The sequence below is a fragment of the Rhodococcus sp. no. 34 genome (assembly GCF_054589475.1).
The window spans coordinates 484,728-506,355 of the sequence record NZ_BAAILK010000046.1 but is presented as its reverse complement, the minus strand read 5'-3'; the positions used below and the strand labels follow the sequence as shown (position 1 = coordinate 506,355).

The 21,628-nt window shown below is 63.6% G+C and carries 18 protein-coding genes; 7 read left to right on the top strand and 11 right to left on the bottom strand.

Features of this window, described 5'->3' with window-relative positions; genetic code table 11:
- Window positions 1–68 precede the first annotated feature (68 nt).
- Entirely contained in the window at window positions 69–917 is an 849-nt protein-coding gene (locus tag ACYP01_RS23500) for a LysR substrate-binding domain-containing protein (protein WP_003942255.1), read from the bottom strand.
- A gap of 56 nt (window positions 918–973) precedes the next feature.
- Between ACYP01_RS23500 and ACYP01_RS23495 the strand changes: the two genes are divergently transcribed.
- Window positions 974–1,381 (top strand): DUF5997 family protein, encoded by a 408-nt coding sequence (locus ACYP01_RS23495; RefSeq protein ID WP_007732807.1) that lies wholly within the window; start codon window positions 974–976, stop codon window positions 1,379–1,381.
- Window positions 1,382–1,434: 53 nt separating this feature from the next.
- Here the strand turns inward: ACYP01_RS23495 and ACYP01_RS23490 are convergent, their stop codons facing one another.
- From ACYP01_RS23490 to ACYP01_RS23480, 3 genes are all read right to left on the bottom strand, one after another.
- On the bottom strand, window positions 1,435–3,939 hold the full coding sequence (locus ACYP01_RS23490; protein WP_459682727.1) for a DEAD/DEAH box helicase: 2,505 nt from the start codon (window positions 3,937–3,939) through the stop codon (window positions 1,435–1,437).
- Between the two features lie 26 nt (window positions 3,940–3,965).
- Window positions 3,966–5,003, bottom strand: a complete 1,038-nt coding sequence (locus ACYP01_RS23485; RefSeq protein ID WP_007732813.1) for an alpha/beta fold hydrolase — start codon at window positions 5,001–5,003, stop codon at window positions 3,966–3,968.
- Between the two features lie 181 nt (window positions 5,004–5,184).
- On the bottom strand, window positions 5,185–6,144 hold the full coding sequence (locus ACYP01_RS23480) for a proteasome assembly chaperone family protein (protein ID WP_003942198.1): 960 nt from the start codon (window positions 6,142–6,144) through the stop codon (window positions 5,185–5,187).
- Window positions 6,145–6,499: 355 nt separating this feature from the next.
- Between ACYP01_RS23480 and ACYP01_RS23475 the strand changes: the two genes are divergently transcribed.
- Window positions 6,500–7,255 carry a sensor domain-containing protein gene (locus ACYP01_RS23475; RefSeq protein WP_459682724.1) on the top strand — a complete coding sequence of 252 codons (756 nt, stop codon included), beginning with the start codon at window positions 6,500–6,502 and terminating at the stop codon, window positions 7,253–7,255.
- Between the two features lie 155 nt (window positions 7,256–7,410).
- The gene (locus tag ACYP01_RS23470; protein WP_459682722.1) at window positions 7,411–8,544 is read left to right on the top strand and encodes a DUF4192 domain-containing protein; all 1,134 of its coding nucleotides are present in this window, start codon (window positions 7,411–7,413) and stop codon (window positions 8,542–8,544) included.
- Here the strand turns inward: ACYP01_RS23470 and galE are convergent.
- Window positions 8,541–9,530, bottom strand: a complete 990-nt coding sequence (gene galE, locus ACYP01_RS23465; protein WP_003942257.1) for a UDP-glucose 4-epimerase GalE — start codon at window positions 9,528–9,530, stop codon at window positions 8,541–8,543. The genes ACYP01_RS23470 and galE overlap by 4 nt on opposite strands.
- Before the next feature lie 8 nt (window positions 9,531–9,538).
- Window positions 9,539–10,225, bottom strand: coding sequence for a metal-dependent transcriptional regulator (locus ACYP01_RS23460; RefSeq protein WP_003942150.1), 687 nt, complete (start codon window positions 10,223–10,225; stop codon window positions 9,539–9,541).
- Between the two features lie 176 nt (window positions 10,226–10,401).
- Between ACYP01_RS23460 and ACYP01_RS23455 the strand changes: the two genes are divergently transcribed.
- Both ACYP01_RS23455 and ACYP01_RS23450 read left to right on the top strand, forming a co-directional pair.
- Window positions 10,402–11,673 carry an acetoin utilization protein AcuC gene (locus ACYP01_RS23455; protein WP_165638343.1) on the top strand — a complete coding sequence of 424 codons (1,272 nt, stop codon included), beginning with the start codon at window positions 10,402–10,404 and terminating at the stop codon, window positions 11,671–11,673.
- A complete protein-coding gene (locus ACYP01_RS23450; RefSeq protein WP_030536893.1) occupies window positions 11,666–14,377 on the top strand; it encodes a bifunctional acetate--CoA ligase family protein/GNAT family N-acetyltransferase in 2,712 nt (903 codons plus the stop codon). The genes ACYP01_RS23455 and ACYP01_RS23450 overlap by 8 nt, the downstream gene beginning before the upstream one ends.
- 124 nt (window positions 14,378–14,501) lie before the next feature.
- Here the strand turns inward: ACYP01_RS23450 and ACYP01_RS23445 are convergent, their stop codons facing one another.
- The 3 genes from ACYP01_RS23445 to ACYP01_RS23435 form a co-directional block, all read right to left on the bottom strand.
- A complete protein-coding gene (locus ACYP01_RS23445) occupies window positions 14,502–15,473 on the bottom strand; it encodes a sigma-70 family RNA polymerase sigma factor (RefSeq protein ID WP_003942639.1) in 972 nt (323 codons plus the stop codon).
- Window positions 15,474–15,632: 159 nt separating this feature from the next.
- A complete protein-coding gene (locus tag ACYP01_RS23440) occupies window positions 15,633–17,132 on the bottom strand; it encodes a DUF7782 domain-containing protein (protein ID WP_075833058.1) in 1,500 nt (499 codons plus the stop codon).
- 26 nt (window positions 17,133–17,158) lie between these two features.
- Window positions 17,159–17,518, bottom strand: a complete 360-nt coding sequence (locus ACYP01_RS23435) for a DUF3099 domain-containing protein (RefSeq protein ID WP_459682717.1) — start codon at window positions 17,516–17,518, stop codon at window positions 17,159–17,161.
- 83 nt (window positions 17,519–17,601) lie between these two features.
- Between ACYP01_RS23435 and ACYP01_RS23430 the strand changes: the two genes are divergently transcribed.
- Window positions 17,602–17,838, top strand: coding sequence for a DUF3039 domain-containing protein (locus ACYP01_RS23430; protein WP_003942602.1), 237 nt, complete (start codon window positions 17,602–17,604; stop codon window positions 17,836–17,838).
- Here the strand turns inward: ACYP01_RS23430 and ACYP01_RS23425 are convergent.
- A complete protein-coding gene (locus ACYP01_RS23425) occupies window positions 17,811–19,073 on the bottom strand; it encodes a YihY/virulence factor BrkB family protein (RefSeq protein ID WP_459682715.1) in 1,263 nt (420 codons plus the stop codon). The two genes, ACYP01_RS23430 and ACYP01_RS23425, sit on opposite strands and share 28 nt — an antisense overlap.
- Window positions 19,074–19,329: 256 nt before the next feature.
- Between ACYP01_RS23425 and ACYP01_RS23420 the strand changes: the two genes are divergently transcribed.
- The gene (locus ACYP01_RS23420; protein WP_003942642.1) at window positions 19,330–21,108 is read left to right on the top strand and encodes a DEAD/DEAH box helicase; all 1,779 of its coding nucleotides are present in this window, start codon (window positions 19,330–19,332) and stop codon (window positions 21,106–21,108) included.
- Window positions 21,109–21,241: 133 nt separating this feature from the next.
- Here the strand turns inward: ACYP01_RS23420 and ACYP01_RS23415 are convergent, their stop codons facing one another.
- Window positions 21,242–21,433, bottom strand: coding sequence for a DUF7455 domain-containing protein (locus ACYP01_RS23415; RefSeq protein ID WP_003942643.1), 192 nt, complete (start codon window positions 21,431–21,433; stop codon window positions 21,242–21,244).
- Between the last annotated feature and the right edge of the window lie 195 nt (window positions 21,434–21,628).

Genomic DNA, 21,628 nt, shown 5'->3' with positions numbered 1-21,628 from the left:
CCGAGTCTGTCGCGCCTGATCAGTTCAGCATTGTCCGGCAGCGATCCTCCGAGTTGCCAGTTGAAGCCCTAGCGGCCCTTCTGCTTTCCGGAGAACCGGCCACCCGAACTCTTGGTCCCACCGGACTTGCCGCTGCCTGATTTGCCGCCCGCCTTGGCCTTACCGGAACCGGCGTTGCGTCCGGATATGTTCTTCGCGGTGCCGGCGCCCTTAGCTTTCTGCCCGTTCTTGGCAGCTTCTGCGCGACGCTCGCGGGCCGCGATCTTGGCCTTGACGGAGCCCTTGATCTTCTCCGCCGGCTCACCGTTTCGGCCGCGGGAACTCTGCGCCGTTCGGCCCCGCACGATGCCGATAAGTTCCTCGACCAGATCTGTGGTCTTGGACTCCATCCATGCCAAAGCCACAGGTGCCTCGGGCGCACCGTCCACCGGACGGAAGGTCAGGTCCTTGCGATGGTGGAACCGCGCCAGCGAATGGGGAACCACGACAACTCCGACGCCGGCGGCCACCAACTCGATGGCGTCGGCGATGGTCGCGGGTCGCTCGGCGGCGGTCTTTCCGGGACGGGTCGGCCAGTCGAGTCTGTCGTCGAGAGGATCGAGCACTATCTCGTCGGCCAGATCGTCGACGGAAATCTGATCGACAGTAGTGAACACGTGATCCTTCGGTACCACCACCACCGGGGTTTCCGCGTACAGCGAGATGGCGCTGATGCCGGTCCGGTCGATCGGCAGTCGAACCAAACCTGCATCTGCTTCACCGGCGCGAAGTGCAGCTTCGAGTTCGAGAACCGGGAACTGAACAAGTTCCAGACGCACCTCGGGGAGCCGCTCGTGCCACACCCGGACCCACTTGGTGGGCGTCACCCCCGGGGCGTACGCGAGTCGAAAAATTGCCTGACTATCCGCGTCTGTCACCAGGCAAGGCTACCGCCTTGGTAAAAGCACCCGTATCGGCTGGTTACTCTTGTTGCATGACGTCGAACAAAACTCCCCAGACGATGAAGCCGACGACGGCTGCCAAGAAGCTGGGTGTGTACCTGGAAGCAACACCTGCGCAGTTCCAGGAAGGCGACGTGACTCGTGACGAGCTGACCGCTCTGCAGACCGATCCGCCGGAGTGGCTGCTGGAGCTGCGACGCACCGGACCGCACCCTCGCCCGGTCATCGCAGCCAAGCTGGGCGTATCGATCGCCGGCCTGGCCCGCGGCGGCGTCGAAGAAGCACTCACCACGGATCAGATCGCCGCACTCCTCGAAGAGAAGCCCGAATGGCTCGAAAAGGAACGCGCTGTTCAGGCCGAGGTGCGGGCCGAGAACGTTCGCATCAAGGAAAAGCGCGCTGCTCGCCGCAACCAGCCGCGGAAGGCTCGAAGGGGCTGACGCCCCCTGTGCGCCTTTTTGGTAGCGCCGACTACCAGAAAGGCGCACAGGCGCTAGCCTTCTACGACGCTCAGCTCGTCGAACACGATTTCACCCGCGGCATCCGATTCCGGGATGTCGACGACGGCAAGCAGTGCCCATCCGTGATCGCCCTCCGGATCCTCGAGCACCTGCCGCACCCGCCAGAACTCACCCTCTTCGGTGACCTGGAAGAGCGCCGGCCCGCGCGCCGATGGCCCGGTTCCGATTGTTGCGTACTCCTCGAAGTACGGGAGTAGTTGCTCCTCCCACTCGGCGGCGTCGATACCGTCCTCGAGGTTTTCCAGCTCATTCCACTGCCGACGCGACGCGAGGTCGATGCGTCGGAACATCGCATTGCGCACCATGACGCGGAATGCGCGCGGGTTCGCCGAGATGGGACGGGGAATGTCGGCGCCGAACGCAACCTCTTCCGTATCTGCCTCGGCTCCGGGGTCGGTGAGTGACTCCCATTCGTCGAGCAGGCTCGAGTCGACCTGACGGATCAGCTCGCCCAACCACTCGATGATGTCTTCGAGTTCCTCGGTGCGCGCTTCCGTCGGGACGGTCTGTCGCAGCGCGCGGTAGGCGTCGGCGAGGTAGCGCAGGACGAGGCCCTCGGACCGGGTGAGTCCGTAATGGCTGATCAACTCGGCAAACGTCATGGCGCGTTCGATCATGTCGCGCACCACGGACTTGGGGGAGAGGGCGAACTCGGTGATCCACGGGTGGCCACCCCGGTACATTTCGAAAGCCGGGAACAGCAAGTCCGACAACGGTTTCGGCCACGTAACCTCTTCGAGGAGTTCCATGCGCTCCTCGTACTCGATGCCGTCGGCCTTCATCTGCGCAACCGCTTCGCCACGAGCGAAGTGCTGCTGCGCCATCAGAACCTGACGCGGATCGTCGAGCGTCGACTCGATGATCGAGACGACATCGAGTGCGTAACTGTCGGATTCGACGTCGAGAAGTTCGAATGCCGCCAAGGCGAACGGTGAGAGTGGCTGGTTCAAGGCGAAGTCGCGTTGCAGGTCCATCGTCAACCGAGCCATGCGGCCGTACTCGTCGGGTTCGTCGAGGCGTTCCACGATGCCGGCGCTGAGCAATCCGCGATACAGCGAGATCGCTTTGAGGATGTGCTTGCGCTGCGCCGGACGCGATTCGTGGTTGTCCCCCAACAGGTGCCGCATCGCGTCGAAGCAGTTACCCGGGCGGGCAATGACATTGAGCAGCATCGAGTTGCTGACCGAGAATCGCGACACCAACGGCTCGGGCGAGGCCGCGACCAAGCGATCGAACGTCGCTTCGCTCCAGGACACAAACCCCTCGGGAGCCTTCTTGCGTTGAATCTTCTTGATCTTCTTCGGATCGTCGCCGGCCTTGGCGACTGCCCGCAGATTCTCTACTTCGTGTTCCGGTGCCTGTACGACGACGGTGCCCATCGTGTCGTAGCCTGCACGACCCGCGCGACCGGCGATCTGATGGAACTCGCGGGCTTTCAGATGTCGAGTACGGACACCGTCGTACTTGGCCAGACCCGTGAGCAGCACCGTGCGGATCGGGACGTTGATGCCGACGCCGAGGGTGTCGGTACCGCAAATCACCTTGAGAAGCCCGTCCTGTGCGAGAACTTCGATGAGCCGTCGGTACTTGGGCAGCATGCCCGCATGGTGAACGCCGATGCCGTGCCGGACCAGGCGGGAGAGTGTTTTTCCGAACCCGGTGGTGAAGCGGAAACCACCCAGCGCCTCGGCGATCGCTTCCTTCTCTTCTTTGGAACAGAAATTGACGCTCGTCAGTGCCTGGGCGCGTTCGAGGGCGGCGGCCTGCGTGAAATGCACGATGTAGACGGGGGACTGGTTGGTGGTCACCAGATCTTCGATGGTTTCGCCGACCGGCGTGGTCGCGTAGGAGAACATCAAAGGCACGGGGCGTTCTGTGCCGGAGACGACGGTGGTGGGTTTCCCGGTACGCCGCGTCAGATCTTCGGAGAAGAAGTCGACTTCACCGAGAGTTGCCGACATCAACAGGAACTGGGCGTGCGGCAACTCGATGAGCGGAACCTGCCACGCCCAACCTCGATCGGGTTCGGAGTAGAAGTGGAACTCGTCCATCACGACCTGGCCGATATCGGAGTTCGGGCCCTCGCGCAGTGCAAGATTCGCGACGATTTCGGCCGTCGCACAAATGATCGGCGCCGACGAGTTCACGGCGGCGTCGCCAGTCATCATGCCGACGTTCTCGGCACCGAAGACCTCACACAGTGCAAAGAACTTCTCGCTCACCAAGGCCTTGATCGGCGCTGTGTAGTACGTGCGCTTGCCGAGCGACATCGCATAGAAATGCGCGCCGATCGCCACCATCGATTTGCCTGACCCGGTCGGCGTCGCAAGGATCACGTTTGCACCCGAGACCAACTCCATGACGGCCTCTTCTTGGGCCGGGTAGAGCGTCAAACCTCGTTCGATGGTCCACGAAGAGAAGGCGTCGAAAACGGAATCAGGATCCGCGTTGTCGGGGAGAAGTTCCGTCAGCAGCACTCGTACAGGCTAGCCGCAACCGTGGATCAGGTTGCGCTTCGCTCGTCCGAGCCCATGGCGTCGAGCACCGCCATGCGGGTGGACGACGTTCCGGTGATGGTGTTCTCGCCGACCCCGGAGATCAGCATGTGGCGCCAGCGAGCCTCGTCGAAGACGAGTGGTGCGGTGCTGGAAAGAAAATCTTCGACGATCTGCAGGAAACGCATCGGATCGTCGCGGAACGGGAAGTGGCCCGAGCCGCGGAAGACTTCGAGGCGTGAGTTCGGCATCGCCGCGTGCGCGAGATGAGCGTGGGAGACGGGAATGACGGAGTCGTCGTCGCCCCAGATCAGTTGAACCGGCAGATTCTCGGTCAGATAACAGCGGTCGAGCATCGTGACGACCTGTCCGCGCCAGTCCACGACGGCCCGCAGCGTACGAAGGTAGGCCTCGTAGGCAGTGGGGTCGGGGAGATCAGCGAGCACGCGAATCAGGTCCGGTGTGTCGTGCAACATGGTGCCGGGACGCAGATTTGAACCGTGAACTACGCCGGCAAGGTTCCCGGCCATCCGGACGAGCGGCATCGCACCAGGTATCCGGAGCAGCTTTACCACCTCGTTGACCACCGGAACGGACATGAGGCGCAGCAGCGGATGGACGTCCTTGGTGACGCCACCGGCCGAGACCAGCACGAGGCGATCCACCATGTGTGGGAATTGGTAGGAGAACTGCATCGCTACGCCGCCGCCGAGCGAGTGCCCGATGACGGTGACGTGCTCGATGCCGAGCGTCGACAGAAGATCCCGCATGCCGTTGGCGTACGCGGCTACCGAGTAATCCGCGCGTGGCTTGTCGGAACGGCCGTGACCCAACAGGTCAGGTGCGATGACCGTGTACTTCTTGGCGAGGTGGGGAATGATCTCGGTCCACGTCGACGAGTTGTCGCCGATTCCGTGCAGGAGCAGTACTGCCGGACCCTCGCCGGCTATCCGAAATGCGCGTCGGTAGCCGTGAATCGTCCGGAACATCATCCGCGGTTCCTCGTCGGGGACCGGTCGGAGCTGACGGTTCCGTGGTCTGCTCATGTCGCCTCCTGGCTCGGCGTGTGACCACGTTGACTGTCTGCTCCAGTTGTTGAGCCGTCAACGAAAATCACACAGAGTTCGAGGCTATCCGACGGATGTGTCCTGAACAACAGCCCAGGTAACGGAGGGGTTGCGGAATGCGCACAATGTCGAATTATGCGCCCCGCCCGTCACATTTTCGTCAGTTGTCGCCTCGATCGAGGTCTCCAGCTGAGCCGAAGTCGTCATTTCCTGCCTGTTCGGCCAGGAACTTTTCGAACTCTGCGCCGATCTCGTCACCGCTGGGAAGGTCGGCCTCGCCGGCCAGAAGGGACGACTGTTGTTCCTGAGCGGCGACAAAAGTGTCGTATTGACGCTCCAAAGCGTGGACTACAGTCTGAACTTCTTCGTTCCCGGCTATGTGCTCGTTAACCTGTTCCCGAACGCGCGCCGCGGCCTCACCCAGTGCAACCAACGGCAACTCCAGATCCGAAACCTCGGAAACGTTTTCGAGCAAAGTTTCTGCGGCGCCCGGGTAGTCCGTTTGCGCGAGGTAGTGGGGGACATGCACCGAAAAGCCCATCGCCTCGTGCCCGTGCTGAGACATACGAAGCTCGAGCAGTGATGATGCGCTGCCGGGAACCTGCAGTTCACCTGACCAACGCTGATGGTCCTGGATCAGGTCCTTGTTGGTCGAATGTGCTGTCACGCCGAGCGGTCGGGTGTGCGGGATTGCCATCGGAATCGCGTTGAGCCCGATGGTTCGACGCACTCCCAACTGTTCGGACAACAGGCGAACGGCTGTGGTGAACCGCTCCCACTTGAGGTCCGGTTCCATCCCCGCGAGCAGCAGGAACGGCGTGCCGGCCGTATCGCGCAGTGCGTACAGATTGAGCGCCGGAGCGTCGTAATCGGAGAAATGATCGGCCTTGAACGTCATCGTCGGTCGACGTGAGCGGTAGTCGATCAGCTCGTCGACAGCAAACGACGCGACAAGCTCGGTCTCGAGGCTTTCGCGCAGATGCGTCGTCGCCAACTTCACGGCGTGACCGGCGTCGGAGTAACCCTCGAGTCCGTGAATCAGGATCGGTCCCTGGCCGTCGGCAGCCGCCAACTGGGGCGCCGGAAATTCCAGCTCGTACATCCTCGACTGTTCGTCCATCGCAGTCCCCTTCGCTCTTCGGTCTTGATCTCAAGTGTCCACTATCGGCGCACGCTCGACAGCATCGGAGTCAGGTGCCCGACAGCACTGGATCAGACGTTCATCGGTAAGAACACCGAGTCGGTGACCGATCATTCCCGATCCGACGAGACGGGCGTTCGCCGAGAGCGAAGCCGAGCGGTATCTTTCGACACTTGGCCTGGGCGTTCGCTAGATGTCGGGTGCGCGGCTTCGGACATGGCAGAGTGGAAGACAAGGTCGGCACGGCCGATTTGTCCGAAATGGATTGGTCGAGTGTCGGGATCGGTCGAGTGCGGAGGCTTACATGCGGGTGTGTCCACGATCGTCCAGGCGAGTGGCCGCATGCTCACTTGCTGCGGTGGCCGCCGTTGCACTACTCGCGGGCTGCTCCGGGTCTGTCCAAGGAGCACCCGTTCCGGACTCCGTGCCGGCGACTGCCGGTGCGACCGACAGCGGCTCGGCGGCGCCGAGTACGACGGCTGCACCCAAATCCTCGACGCCGAAATCCACCTCTCCGAAAACGGCGGCACCGCTGTCCGAACTGCTGCTGACTCCCGAGGAATTCCCTGAGCCCTTCGGCGCTGTTGTGCTGCCCCCGCAAGCCGTTCCGATGGCAGCGCCGGATCTAGTCGGCGTCCCGCGCGGTGCCACCGTCGATCCGTCCGAATGTGAGCCACCGGAACAGGATTACGGTCCGAACGGGACCGTGATGGCGGTCGGGACCGACAACGCGACGAGGGCAACGATTTCGGTCGAACTCACGAAGGTCGATGCACCACTGGACGAGTTGGAAGCGCAAACTCGGCAGTGCCCGTCCATGACTGTCACTGCGAACGGCGTCACTACGACAGTGACGACGGAAATTCTTCCGCCGTCGCCGATCGATGCCGACAAGACGATGTCACTTCGCCGCACTGTCGTGTCCCCCAAGGCCACAGCCGGTGATCAGACGATGCTGACCTTGATCGCGCAGGTCGGCGACGTACGGGTGGCGACAACACTGATGACGTTCGGTTCTGCGACGCCCTCGACGGCACCGCTGGATCAAGCGTTCACCGCAGCCGTACAGAAGGTCAAAGCAGGCAAGTGATTTCGCAGCACACAGGTCCGACAAGTAGCGGAACTGCTCGGTGCGGCGCGGTACTTGGTCCCCAACAAATGCGGTAATCCACAGACGAGTTGGACGCAGCTGTTTTCCCTGGTCGAGCAGACGGCCGGGTCAGGGTGATCAGCGACGGTGTGTGCATGACGACATCACCTCTTCCTGGAGAATTCGAATTCTCCGACGACGACCTTGCCGCCCTTCTCGGATGCGTCGAACGCGTCTCCGATCCAGGCGAATTGATCGCGGCAATACCCGCACTCCTGGGCTTCCATCCGTCCAACTCCGTCGTTGCGCTGTCTCTGATGGGCGCCTCTGCCTCGACGCTCGGACCAGTGATGCGGCACGACTACTTTCCCAGTGTCAGGGGAAAGCCCGCGAGGCAGATGAGCGCGGCGCTGCGCCAGTTCGCCGCCGTCTGTGACGGGGAAGGCGCGCGTGCGGTCGTTCTCGTGGTGATCACCGATTGCTCGGCAGCTGAAACTCTGATCGATGAAACCATCGATCTGGCCGAGGTATTCGAAGACATGCTCTGCGGAACCTGCGTCGAGCTGGCCGACGTATTGTGCACGGCCGCAATAGAATCTGGCCAGCCGTGGACGAGCGTCATGCGTTCGATTCACCGCGGCACCCTGCCAGACCCGGCATCTTCGTCGGTTGCAGCAGCACAGGTGTTGGGCGGGAGGGTCATTCGCCGTTCGCGTGAGGAACTGGTCCGGTGGGTACACGGCGCCGCTCGCAATCACGACACGATTGCCCGACTGATCGCGAGCCGACGAGAGTCGAGCGCGCACAGTGGGGAACCGAGCGGTGAAACCGCAGTTCAGTGCCGGATCGATCTGGTGTTGGAACACGTCCGCCGTGTCGAGGCAGGCGCTCACCGCCCTGACCCGCAGGAATGCGCCGATCTGGTGGTCGCATTGACGGACGTACGCGTGCGCGACGTGGTGCTGGGATTGGCGATCACGTCCGTTGCGGCACATGCTGAGCAATTGTGGCTCGTGCTCACCCATGAAGTCCCGTTGCCCGAACGAGCTTGGCCGGCAACACTTCTCGGCTTCTTTGCATACGTGCGTGGCGACGGACCTCTGGCAGGTGTTGCGCTGTCGGCCGCGCTGTCGGCCGATTCGGAACACACCTTGGCGGGATTGCTGGATCTATCGCTGCAATCCGGTATGCGCCCCGACGGAATCCGTGACCTCGCGGCCGTCGGATTGTCCATCGGGGAATCGCTCGGAATCACCGGCTTGCCGCCGGCACTGCCGAATGGAAGCTAGCGAGCAGCGTGTGAGCGGTCGCCCAGATCCTGGAGGAACTGCCATGCGTCGGCGACGATGACGTCGAGATCGGTACGCGTGGGCGTCCAACCCAGTTCGGCAATCGCCTTGTCGCTCGATGCGATCAGTACTGCCGGATCACCCAGCCGTCGTGACGCGTCCTCGACGTTGATCGGCAGGCCGGTGACCCGCGCACAGGCGGCGATCACCTCGCGCACGCTGAAGCCGGCACCGCTTCCGAGGTTGTAGATGCGGTGCTCGCCGGGAACCGAGGATTCGAGCGCCAGTAGATGTGCTTCGGCGAGGTCCAGCACGTGGATGTAGTCGCGTACCGCGGTTCCGTCCGGCGTGGGCCAGTCGGTTCCGAAGACCGAGATCTTGTCCCGCTGTTCGAGCGCGACCTGCAGGACGAGTGGAATCAGGTGGGTTTCGATCACCCGGTTCTCGCCGGCGGACTTGTACGCACCTGCGACGTTGAAGTAACGCAAGCTCGTCGCACCGAGGCCGTGGGCGATCGAGTACGAGGTGATCGCATGATCGATCGCGAGCTTGGTCGCGCCGTACGGATTGGTGGGGCGGGTCGGAGCGGTCTCCACGATGGGGGACTGCTCCGGTTCGCCGTACGTAGCGGCGGTGGACGAGAACACGAGGCGGGGAGTACCGGAGACACGGATAGCCTCGAGCAACTCGATGGTCGTGACGACGTTTCCGCGCCAGTACTTTTCGGGGTGCAGCACCGATTCGCCGACCAGCGACTGCGCCGCGAAGTGAAGCACACCGTCGAAAACCGGTGAACCCGCACTGCCGAGGACATCGGCAGCAAGCGCTCCCACGTCTCCTTCGATGAACTCGGCACCGGCAGGCACCGCGTCGGCATTTCCGGTGGAGAGGTCGTCGATGACGACAACCTCGTGTCCACGCTCGAGCAACACAGTGCTGCACACACTGCCGACGTAACCGGCGCCGCCGGTGACCAGGAGTTTCATCTACTTCCTCAGACCTGCTTGACCTGAACGGCGTGAGCCATTTCCTCGGACAGGTCGAACCCGCTGTGACCCGGCACGATGATCGTCACCGAGCCCGGACGGGTTTCGACCGTCACCCTGGCGTCGGGAACGACGCCGGCGTCACGCAGCTGCGCGATCACCTCGGGATCGGACTGCACGTGCTCGGCCAGTCGCCGAACGACCACAGCTGTCTGTGCGCCGTGCGGAATATCGGTCAGGCGCACCAATGTTTCGGTGGTGGCAACCGGGCCGTCGAGTCCCAACTGGTCCAAGCCCGGAATCGGGTTGCCGTAGGGCGACGTCGTGGGGTTGTTCAGAACGACGACGAGCCGACGCTCGACCTCCTCGCTCATCACGTGCTCCCAACGGCATGCCTCGGCATGTACGTCTTCCCATTTGAGACCGATGACGTCCACCAGCAGGCGCTCTGCCAACCGGTGCTTACGCATGACAGAGATCGCGAGATCGCGACCCTTGTCGGTGAGTTCCAGATGTCGATCGCCGGCGACCATCAGCAAGCCGTCACGCTCCATACGCGCAACAGTCTGGCTGACGGTGGGTCCGCTCTGTTCGAGCCGTTCGGCGATCCGCGCCCGGAGTGGGACTACGCCCTCTTCTTCCAAGTCGTAGATCGTCCGGAGATACATCTCCGTGGTGTCGACTAGATCCTTCACACTCAACCCCTTCGTCAGTTGATCATTCTACCGTTCAGTTCGTGGTTCCGGTGCCGCCTCCACCGCGGCGAGTCCAGCGCGTGTCCGAATTGGATTCGTGTCACTCGATCTCGGTCTCCGAAGCGGGCCACGAGTGTGGTGTGCAGCACGAAACGAGAAGGAAGTAGCGTGATCCCATGACCGCGTCGATCAGATCTGACGGGGACCCCGCGGCGTCTCGAGCGAATCGAGTCGTGGTGTGGAGTCCGGAGTACCTGAGCTATCGGTGGAGCGCCGATCACCCGATGAATCCCACTCGCCTCGATCTCACGATGGCACTCTCGCGAAGCCTCGGACTTCTCGAGGGCGTCGAATTTCTCGAACCGAGTGCCGCGTCCGATGCCGACCTCCTCAGAATCCACACACCGGCATATCTTGCAGCGGTCAAAGACGCGGGTAACTCTGCGAACAACGGTGTGAGCGGCCAGGATGTTCCCCACGGGCTCGGTACCGAGGACAACCCGGTCTTCCCGCACATGCACGAAGCCAGTGCGATCCTCGCCGGCGGCTCGCTGGCCGCAGCGCAGGAAATCGCTTCGGGACGTACGAGGCGCGCGGTCAGCATCGGCGGCGGCATGCACCACGCGATGGCGGATTGGGCCTCTGGATTCTGCGTCTACAACGATGCGGCGGTTGCGATTTCGTGGCTGCTCGACAACGGCTACGACCGCATCGCCTACATCGACGTCGACGCTCACCACGGCGACGGAGTGCAACATGCGTTCCTCGGGGACCCGCGGGTGCTCACGGTCTCGCTGCATCAGCACCCGGCAACCTTGTGGCCGAACACCGGATGGTCGAGCGAAGTCGGCGACGGGGCCGCCGAAGGTACGGCGGTGAACATCCCGGTGCTGCCCGGAACCGTCGACGCGTTGTGGCTGCGTGCATTTCACGCCGTCGTCCCGGGAGCCATTGCAGCCTTCCGCCCGCAGATCATCATCAGCCAGTGCGGAGTCGACTCGCACCGCGAGGACCCGCTCGCGGATCTCGCCCTCACCGTCGACGGTCAGCGCGCCGCGTTTTTGGCGATGCGTGACCTCGCCGACCGATACTCCGAGGGGCGGTGGCTGGCAGTCGGAGGCGGGGGATACGGACTGGTGCGCGTCGTGCCGAGGGCATGGACTCACTTGATCGCTGCAGCGCTCGATCGCGAGATCGACGTCGACACCGCTGTCCCGGAAGACTGGAAGGAATCGACGAAGCTGCGAGCGCCGAGCGTCGACCTCCCGCCGACCATGGGGGACGGCGGCGATGTCGCCTACACGCCGTGGGACGGCCCGGGTGGTACACCGGAGACAGGTGTCGCCTCGGTGGACCGTGCACTCACCCGTATCGACTCGGCGATCATCGCGACACGTCGCGCTTCGTTCCCGCTACTCGGACTCGACCCGGAGGATCCCCGTGACTGAACAGTCCGATACCGAAGCTGCCGGCGGCGAGGCGAGCGGCCAGGCGCCGAAGACCGACCCCGCTCACACCTATCCCCATTCCTGGGTAGTCGATGTTCTCGCCTCCGACGGCGGAGCGGTGGCGTTGCGACCCATCGTTCCCGAAGACGCGGACAAGCTCGTCGAATTCCACGGCAAACTCTCCGAGCGCACCCGGTATCTGCGCTACTTCGGCCCGTACCCCACGATGTCGGCGCGCGACGTCAAGAACTTCACGACGGTCGACCACCACAACCGCGTGGCGTTCGTGATGATGCTCGGCGACGAGATCATCGCGGTGGGTCGATACGAGCGACTGCTCGACGTCGGTGACGGAAAGTCTGCCGAGGTCGCCTTCGTCGTCGCCGACGCACACCAGGGGCGCGGCCTCGGCCCGATCCTGCTCGAGTACCTGGCAGCGGCAGCGGCCGAGAACGGTCTGACGATGTTCGTCGCCGAGGTCCTCTCCGAGAACCGCAACATGGTGACGGTGTTCCGTGAGGCGGGGTATCAGGTGAGCCGCTCTTTCGACGGTGGCGTGCTGAGACTCGAATTCGCGATCGACCCGACGGAAGCGCTTGTTTCAGTACGTAATTCGCGTGAGCGGGCAGCTGAGGCCCGCAGCATGGGAAACGTGCTCAGCCCGCGATCGGTGGCGGTGATCGGCGCATCAGCGGACCCGGCCAAAGTGGGTAACGCGGTGTTGACCAACCTGCTGCGCGGCGGATTCACCGGACCGGTCTATCCCGTCAACGCAGAGCATCGTTCGGTACACGGCGTTCGGGCATATCCGACGGTTCGTGACATCCCCGACGACGTCGATCTCGCCGTCGTGGCTGTACCTGCAGAATCGATCAATTCGGTACTCGACGACTGCCTCGACAAGGGCGTCAAAGCGCTGGTGGTCGTCTCGTCGGGCTTCAGTGAGAGTGGTCCGGACGGGCGCTCGTCCGAACGCAAACTGGTCCATGCAGCGCGCGCTCACGGTATGCGCCTCATCGGCCCGAATGCGCTGGGTGTCGCGAACAACGACCCGGCGATTTCGTTGAATGCGACGCTCGCGCCGGTCTTGCCGGTGGCAGGCAACGTCGGCTTCTTCTGTCAGTCCGGCGCGCTCGGTATCGCCATTCTCGACGAAGCCGCGCGCAGCCGAATCGGATTGTCCGCCTTCGTTTCCGCCGGTAACCGTGCGGACGTCTCGGGTAACGACCTTCTGCAGTACTGGGATTCCGACCAGTCCACCGAAGTGGTCCTTCTCTACCTGGAGAGCTTCGGCAACCCACGGAAGTTCTCTCGCATCGCCCGTCGAGTTGCGCGGAAGAAGCCGATCGTCGCAGTGAAGAGCGGTCGGCACGCGGTTCCGCCAGTGCTCGCCGCCACCGGAGTCGAGATCGACGATTCGATCGTCCGCGCCCTCTTCGAACAGGCGGGCGTCATTCAGGTCGGGTCCATTTCACAATTGTTCGACTGCGCCTTGCTCTTCGGATACCAACCGTTGCCCGCCGGCCCCCGGCTTGCGGTCATCGGCAACTCGACCGCGCTCGGTGTCCTTGCTGCGGACGCGGCCCGCAGTGAAGGTCTGCAGGTCAGCGACCCGGTCGACCTCGGCGCCCAGGCGAGTCCGGAACTCTTCGCCACTGCCGTGCGCGACGCTTTGGCGTCGTTCGACGTCGATGCCGTCATCGCCGTCTTCGTTCCTCCGGTAGCCATTCCGGTCGAGCCGTTCGCGAAAGCACTCAAGGACGCCGTCGCAGGCTCGGACAAGCCGATTCTCACCACGTTCCTCGCAGCTGAGGGTGTGCCGGACGTCCTGGCAGTTCGTGACGAAGTCGGTAACCCGACCCGCGGTTCGGTGCCGTCCTACCCGGGGCCGGAGCGTGCCGCCCTGGCGTTGGCGAGGGCTTGGCGATACGCGGAGTGGCGCAGCAAGCCTGCGTCGAAGGTGGTTCGCCCCGTGGGTATCGACTCCGAGCGAGCCCAGAAGATGGTGGCAGATTGGCTTGAAAACTCTCCTGGCCGTTGGCTTTCAGATGTGGAAGCGGCGGCGCTGCTCGAGTGTTACGGGGTCGCCGTCGTCGAATTCCGTTCGGTCCTGAGCGAAGACGAAGCAGTAGAGGCAGCGGATGCTGTCGGCTACCCGGTCGCGGTCAAGGCAACCGGCGAAATGTGGCGACACCGACCGGATCTGGGCGGTGTCAGGCTGGATCTGAGTGGACCGGAATCGGTGCGCCTCGCTTACCGAGATCTTGCGGCCGCGTCGGGTGAACCGCTGCTGCACGTGCAGAAAATGGCAACCAAGGGCATCGGATGTGTGGTTGGTGTCCAAGACGACCCGTCGTTCGGTTCGCTGATCTCGTTCGGGCTTGCCGGTGTGATCTCCGATCTCCTCGGTGACCGTGCCTATCGCGTACTGCCACTCACCGAGGACGCTGCTACGGAATTGATCGACGCGCCCAAGGCCGCGCCGCTTCTCTCCGGATACCGCAACGCCGTTCCGGTCAACAAGGGTGCGTTGGTTGATCTGGTCCAGCGCATCTCGGCGCTGGCCGACGACATTCCCGAAGTCCGCGAACTGGCCTGTGAGCCGGTACTCGCTTCGGCTACCGGCGCGGAGATCACCGATTCACGTGTCCGAATCGGACCTGAGCCGAGCGCAATCGACCTGGGGCCCAGGCGGCTGCGGTAGACACAGCGAACAACACCGGCCACCGCACATTCCCGAGGGGGAGGGAAGTAGCGGTGGCCGGTGCTTTGTGCGGTGCGTCAGCGCGAGTGGTGTGGCGCGCTGACGCACGTGCTGTGTTGTTTGATCAGCTCGCGTAGGACCGCAGTTTCTCGGCGCGATCACCGACGCGGAGCTTGCCCATGACCTCACGCTCGATCTGACGAACCCGCTCACGCGAGAGGCCGAAGAGCTTGCCGATCTGATCGAGGGTGCGGGGCTGGCCGTCGTCGAGACCGTAGCGAAGTCGGATGACCTGCTGCTCCCGCTCGTCGAGCGTCCCGAGCACGCTGCGCACATCGCTGTGCAGCAGACCGGCGATGACGGCGTTCTCGGCCGAGGTCGCCTCGGAATCTTCGATGAAATCGCCCAAGGGCGCTTCTTCGTCGTTGCCCACAGGCATGTCCAGGCTTACCGGGTCGCGGCTGTGGTCGAGCAGGTCGGCAATCTTGTGCGCCGGGATGCCCGACTCTTCGGCCAACTCGTCGTCCGTGGCTTCTCGCCCGAGCTGCTGGTGCAGTTCGCGCTTGATGCGGGCGAGCTTGTTGACCTGCTCCACGAGGTGGACTGGGAGCCGGATGGTGCGGCTCTGATCAGCCATTCCGCGGGTGATCGCCTGACGGATCCACCAGGTGGCGTACGTCGAGAACTTGAAGCCCTTGGCGTAGTCGAACTTCTCCATTGCACGGATGAGTCCGAGGTTGCCTTCTTGAATCAGATCGAGGAGCGGCATGCCGCGGCCGGTGTAGCGCTTGGCCAGCGACACGACGAGTCGCAGGTTCGCTTCCAGGAGGTGGCTACGTGCCGACTGTCCCTCGCGAACGATCGTTGCGAGATCCCTCTTCTTGGCGACTGTCAGGCGCTTTCCCGTGGCAAGGACGTGGCTGGCGTACAGCCCCGCTTCGATTCGCTTCGCCAGTTCGACCTCGTCTGCTGCTGTCAGCAGTGCGGTACGACCGATCCCGTTCAGGTAGACGCGGACCAGGTCTGCGGCCGGGCTCTGGGCGTCCAGATCTGCGGCGCTCGGACGAATGCGAGTAGTGGTGCTGGGGCTTGTCATGACTTGCCTCCCTATCGGCGGTCTCTCACACAGTTCAACGTGTGAGAGTTCCGGGAAAGTTCCCGTGCCGATTTCCGCTAAATCGCCGTGACCTGCAGTTATTTCCCAGTCGTCCTGAGAAGTTGCTGAGAACACAAAAATCTGCAACTCACCGGGAACTCAGTTCGTGACGGGAAGCACCAACCCGTGTCGAACCAGCGAGACCATCATTGTGACGACGGCCTCACGTAGCTGGTCCGGGTCTTCGCCGTTCGCCGCGGCAAGAAGTTCGATCAATTCGTCGACCACCAGTCCATCCGCTCGGAGTCCGGCCAACAGCGCAGCACCGAGCTCGTCGATCTCGTGCTGCCAGTGCGGTCCGTTGCCGCGGTGCACGCGCGTGACCACTTGTTGCCATCCCTCGTCACCGGGGAGGTAGACGCGTTCGAGAGCCGTGTCCGGATCGAGGACGAAGCGTTCCTCGAGGACGTCGTGTTCACGCAACCAGGCAAGACGGTCGAAGTATGCGAGCGCCTCGGCCCCGAGCGGGTCCGAGAAGCCGTGCATGAGGTCCTCGGCCATCAGGTCGGTGGGGGAGTCGGTGCGGCGAAGAAACACGAAACCGAAGCCGACGCCCTCGACATCGGCTTCTTCGAGGTGATCCAGCCAGGCGTTTGCTCTCGATGCCGTTTCCGGATCTCGAGGATCCTGCCCGCCGTCCTTGAGCCACGTGCCGACGTACAGAGCCGGATCCGCGACATCGCGCTGGACCACCCAGGCATCGACGCCGTGGGCCGGCAGCCACGACGCGATCCGCGACCGCCAGTCCTGCCCTTCGACGTGCACCCAGGACGCCAGCAGAGCTGCCGTGCCGCCGGGGTTCAGGTAGTCGATCGATTGCGAGATCATCAATTCGCTCGCACCGTCGAGATCGAGGCCGGAATCGCGGTACGTGTGATGGACGCGTGCCTCGCCGACGACAAACGGCGGATTGGCGACCACCTGGTCGAAGGTTCGACCCTCGACGGGTTCGAACCAGGACCCTTGAAGGAGTTCGACGTCCAGTCCGTTGAGGGCCATGGTTGCTGCCGTGAGGTCGACAGCGCGTTGATTGATGTCGGTTGCGGTGACCGAATCGGCGTACGTGTTCGCGTGCAGGGCTTGGATGCCGCATCCCGTACCGAGGTCGAGCACGCTGCCGACCCTCGCGGTGGGCGTGGCCTGCAGCAAGGACAGTGACGCATGCCCGACGCCCAGCACATGATCGGCCGTGGCCTTCTTGGGACGGATTCCGCCGTCGAGATCCGAGATCACCCAACGATCGCCGTCGCCGACGTCGATGGGGCGAAGATCCACCGCGGCCCGCACGAGCGGATTCTCACTGTCGAAGTTCTCACCTTCGAGCAGACCGGCGTCGACGCACTGCGCGATTGTCAGCGGAGCCAGCGCCGCGGCGACGTCGCCCGCCGGGCAGTCATCGGCGAGAAGGAACAGTCTGATGAGAACGCCCAGGTCCCCGAGTTCTCGGGTGGCGCGGCGCACGGGCACCGGCTCACTTCGACCGAGAGCAGCGTGAACTTCGGGACCCAACGCCTCGAGCATGGTTCCGGTGTCGAATCGATTGCGAAGCAGAGCCTCACGCAGCGCAGGGGTGATGGACAGGAGCGTTTCGCTTCTCACCCCGTCATTCTCGCAGGCGGAACTTGTCAGCCTTCGATGGTGTGGTGCGTCGCGGATTCGATCTCGCCTGCGGTCTTCTTTCGTCCGTCGTATCGACTCGGTTCGTCCTTGGTGCGCGGTGGTCGGTCGTTGGCGATCAGGACGGCGATCCAGGGAAGCGGAATCGATGCACCGATGATGAGCATCGAGATCCAGGCGTTGGCCCAGATGCCGTACGCGATCGCCGCGAGGATCAACGCCGGGAACCGGAAGGACATGATGATCATGTACTTGCGCACTCGGGCTTTGTGCTGTTCTTCGACGGACTGCTGCGCTTCGGTGATCAGTACGGGATTGTCGGGAGTCCCGGACTCGTCGGACCTGCCGAACGCGCCATTTCGTGCCATGACTCCACTGTTCCACTCTCGGCCGACAATTGCACACGACCCGTGGGTCGCACCGCTGTGACGGAGACGGCATTATTGGAGGGGTGAGCACTCAAACCAAGGAACGTCCCGACGTCTCCACCGACGAAACGACCGACGACGACACCCCGAAGTTCTTCCACTACGTGAAGAAGAACAAGATCGCCGAGAGCGCCGTCATGGGAACCCATGTCGTCGCGCTGTGCGGTGAGGTGTTTCCCGTGACGAAGTCCGCCAAGCCGGGATCACCGGTGTGCCCGGACTGCAAGAAGATTTACGAAGGACTCCGCAAGGGCGACTGACCTCGGGTCACGCGAGCGGCAGTACTTCCGGAGCTCGGCGGATCGACAGCCTCGACGCAGTCGGCCGCCGGGCCCTTCGCGTCTGCCTGCGGTTCGTAGCAGGGTTCTTGGTCTACGCAGGAGTTCTGGCGCGACTCCGTTTGTCTGCTCTCGGTTTGTCTGCTGCGGGGCCGCCCGTACGAGGGGACCGTGGCCGGATCCGCTTTGTCGCCCGAGATGCGGATCGGGCTGGTGGCCAGGTGCCAGGTCAGGTTGGTGACCGGACCGGTCTTTTCGTCGGTGTTCTGAGCCGCAAGCCACTCTCGCATCTGCTCCATCCGGGTGGCACGAGCCGGCCAGAACTCTTGAACAGTCGCGTTGAACTCGGCGCCGAGGACGACGGCAAAACCGAGGAAGAATGTGAAGAGCAGAAACGCGATCGGCGTTGCCAACGCGCCGTACGTGTAGCCGGTGCTGGTGACGAATCCCAGGTACCAGCGCAATCCGGTGCTGGCGGCCATGAAGAACACACCCGCGACCAGGGCGCCCGCGAGCAGCCGATGCCACGGCAGCGACTTCGGCAGAGCGACCTTGTACAGCGTCGTGAGGCCGATGATCACCAGCAGACCGACAGCGGGGTAGTAGAACGTGTCGACCAGATTCGATCCGACCACGTACCAGGAGGCCGGCAGTGCTCGCCCGACGAGCGTCGGCCCCAGAGCTACCAGCGGCAGGATGAACACCGCCATCACCAGGAACATCACGTAGAGCAGCAGGGCGAAGATGCGCTGCCAGATGGGATTGCGGGCATCCTGCTGCCCGTGTGCTTCCACGATCGAGTCGACGAACGTACTGATCGCCGATGATCCCGCCCACAGGGAGAGCAGGAAGCCCACCGAGATGATCTCCGGGCGTCCGCGCTGAAGGACGTCCGTCACCGTCGGGCGGATGATCTGGTCGACGACGCTTTCGCTGAAGATCGTTCCGCTGAACGTGACGATCTTGGATTCGATGATCTCGACGGTGTTGGGTCCGAACCACCCACCGATGTAGCCGATCATTCCCAGAAGGCCGAGCAGCAGGGGAGCAAGCGACAGCGTTTGCCAGAACGCGGCCGTAGCCGCCTTTCCGAAGATGGAATCGTCCCAGGCCTTGCTCAGGGTTCGACCGATCAACTGCCCGGTGCGGCGTAGCGGATGCCATCTGCGGTGGTGCAGATCACTTCCGCTCGACTTCTCGCCTCGCGCTTCACTCATGATGTCTCCAGCATCCCTGACGACACACCCGGTTGCCCAACCATGGCGCCGACGTGTCGCACATTTCTGAGACAATTCGCGTGCAGGTCGGCAGGATGCGAGAGAAGCGAAACCTCGCCGGCCGGAGTGAGAACGGCCATGAGTACGCGCTTCGAGTGCGGCTTTCGTCGGTGGCGGCGGCTAGGCTCGTCGCCGGACATTGATGAAAATTCGAGGAGCGCGAGACAACAGTGCGATTCCAGTGGAGGCGCGGCCTATGACGTCTGAGACCGTGGCAGCCGAGTTCGGCAAGTCGCCCGAACCCGCCGGAGCTCAATCCGCGGGAACCCAACCTGGCGCCCCTACCGGTTCCCTTCGTGCATGGCAGCGCCGTGCACTGACCAAATACCTTTCCAGCAGTCCGCGTGACTTTCTGGCGGTCGCAACGCCGGGAGCAGGTAAGACCACCTTCGCTCTGCGGGTAGCTTCGGAATTGCTCCGTGACCGGACGGTCGACCAGATAACCGTCGTGGCGCCGACCGAGCACCTCAAACACCAGTGGGCGGAGTCCGCACAGCGCTCCGGCCTCGCATTGGACTCGCGGTTCTCCAACTCGACCGGCCAGACCTCGAGTGACTATCACGGCGTCGTGCTGACCTACGCCCAGGTTGCCTCGCACCCGTCGAAGCATCGTGTGCGCACCGAGGGCCGCAAGACGCTGGTCATCCTCGACGAGATCCACCACGGCGGCGACGCCAAGAGCTGGGGCGACGCCATTCGTGAAGCGTTCGGCGACGCGACCAGGCGTCTCGCACTGACCGGAACCCCGTTCCGCAGTGACGACAGTGCCATTCCTTTTGTCGAGTACGAGCCGGACAAGGAAGGTCTGCTCCGCTCGAAAGCCGACCACTCCTACGGATATTCGGATGCCCTCAAGGACGGCGTGGTTCGCCCCGTCGTGTTTCTCGCCTACTCGGGCGAGGCACGGTGGCGAAACAACGCCGGCGAGGAATTCACCGCTCGACTCGGCGAGCCGCTGAGCGCCGAGCAGACGACTCGGGCCTGGCGTACGGCCTTGGACCCTGCCGGCGACTGGATTCCTGCCGTGCTGCAAGCAGCAGACACCCGTTTGGCGCAGCTGCGCAGTACCGGTATGCCCGATGCCGGCGGACTTGTCATCGCGACGGACCAGACAGTGGCCCGCGAGTACGCGAAGGCCCTGACCGCGATCACCGGCGAACAGCCGGCTGTCGTGCTGTCCGACGACCCCACCGCGTCCAAGCGAATCGCCGAATTCGGTGCGAGCGACCAGAAATGGATGGTCGCGGTCCGCATGGTGTCCGAGGGCGTCGACGTTCCCCGTCTGGCGGTCGGTGTGTACGCGACCAGCGCGTCGACTCCGCTGTACTTCGCTCAGGCGATCGGGCGCTTCGTACGTTCGCGTCGTAAGGGCGAAACTGCCAGCGTCTTCCTGCCGTCGGTGCCGGTGCTTCTCGACCTTGCCGCACAGCTCGAGGCCCAGCGTGATCACGTACTCGGCAAGCCGCATCGTGAGAAGGACGGCCTCGAAGACGACCTGCTCGCCGATGCGAACAAGCAGAAGGACGAGCTGGGCGAGGAGGAGAAGGCGTTCACGTCCCTGGGCGCCGATGCCGAACTCGACCAGGTGATCTACGACGGATCATCCTTCGGTACCGCGACATTCGCCGGAAGTGATGAGGAAGCCGACTACCTCGGTCTGCCAGGCCTACTCGACGCCGATCAGATGCGGGCATTGCTGCGTCAACGCCAGCAGACGCAGGTCGAGGCCAACTCGGCCAAGGCCGCCGCCCCGCAACCCACGGCGGCAGTGGTATCCGATCGAGCGGCCACGGCAGATCAGCTCGGTGCGCTCCGCAAGGAGCTCAACGGGTTGGTGGCGATGAACGTTCACCGCACTGGTAAGCCGCACGGCATCATTCACGCGGAACTGCGCCGAGTGTGCGGCGGTCCGCCGACGGCCATCGCTACTGTCGATCAGCTGACCGAACGCATCGCGATTCTCCGCAGCTGGTAGCAGCCGATACCGGTCCCGCACGCTTCGCGTGCTTGCGGCCCCGGAACGGCAGAACGGGCGATCACAGTGATTGTGATCGCCCGTTCTGGCGTTCATGGCGCGCCTCGTGAAGAGGCCACCCCCGGCTGACAGGTCAGATTGCGGGTTCGCTTTCGGAGACGACGGCATTCATCTCGCGAAGTCGATCCGCGTGTTCGGTTGCGTGGTGTCCGCAGAAGAGAAGCTCGCCGCCGGTGGGAAGCACGGCGCGTACGCGTGCTCCGGCACCGCACCGGTCGCACCGGTCGGCAGCGGTCAACTGTGGGCTGGTCAGTGTTCCGGGCATGACTCCTCCGTACTGGCTTTGCGGCATTCGGGCCGCGTGCCTGGGGCCTGGTCCGCCGCGTCGGAATGGCGCGGTAGATCCACTCTTACAGACGTTTGGGGTTTACGGGTTGTTCCCGAAGGCGTTTCTTAGTGTTGTGTCTCACTGGAAATGCGCTGGGCAGGCATTCTCGGGTGAAGATTGTTCGCTGACAGC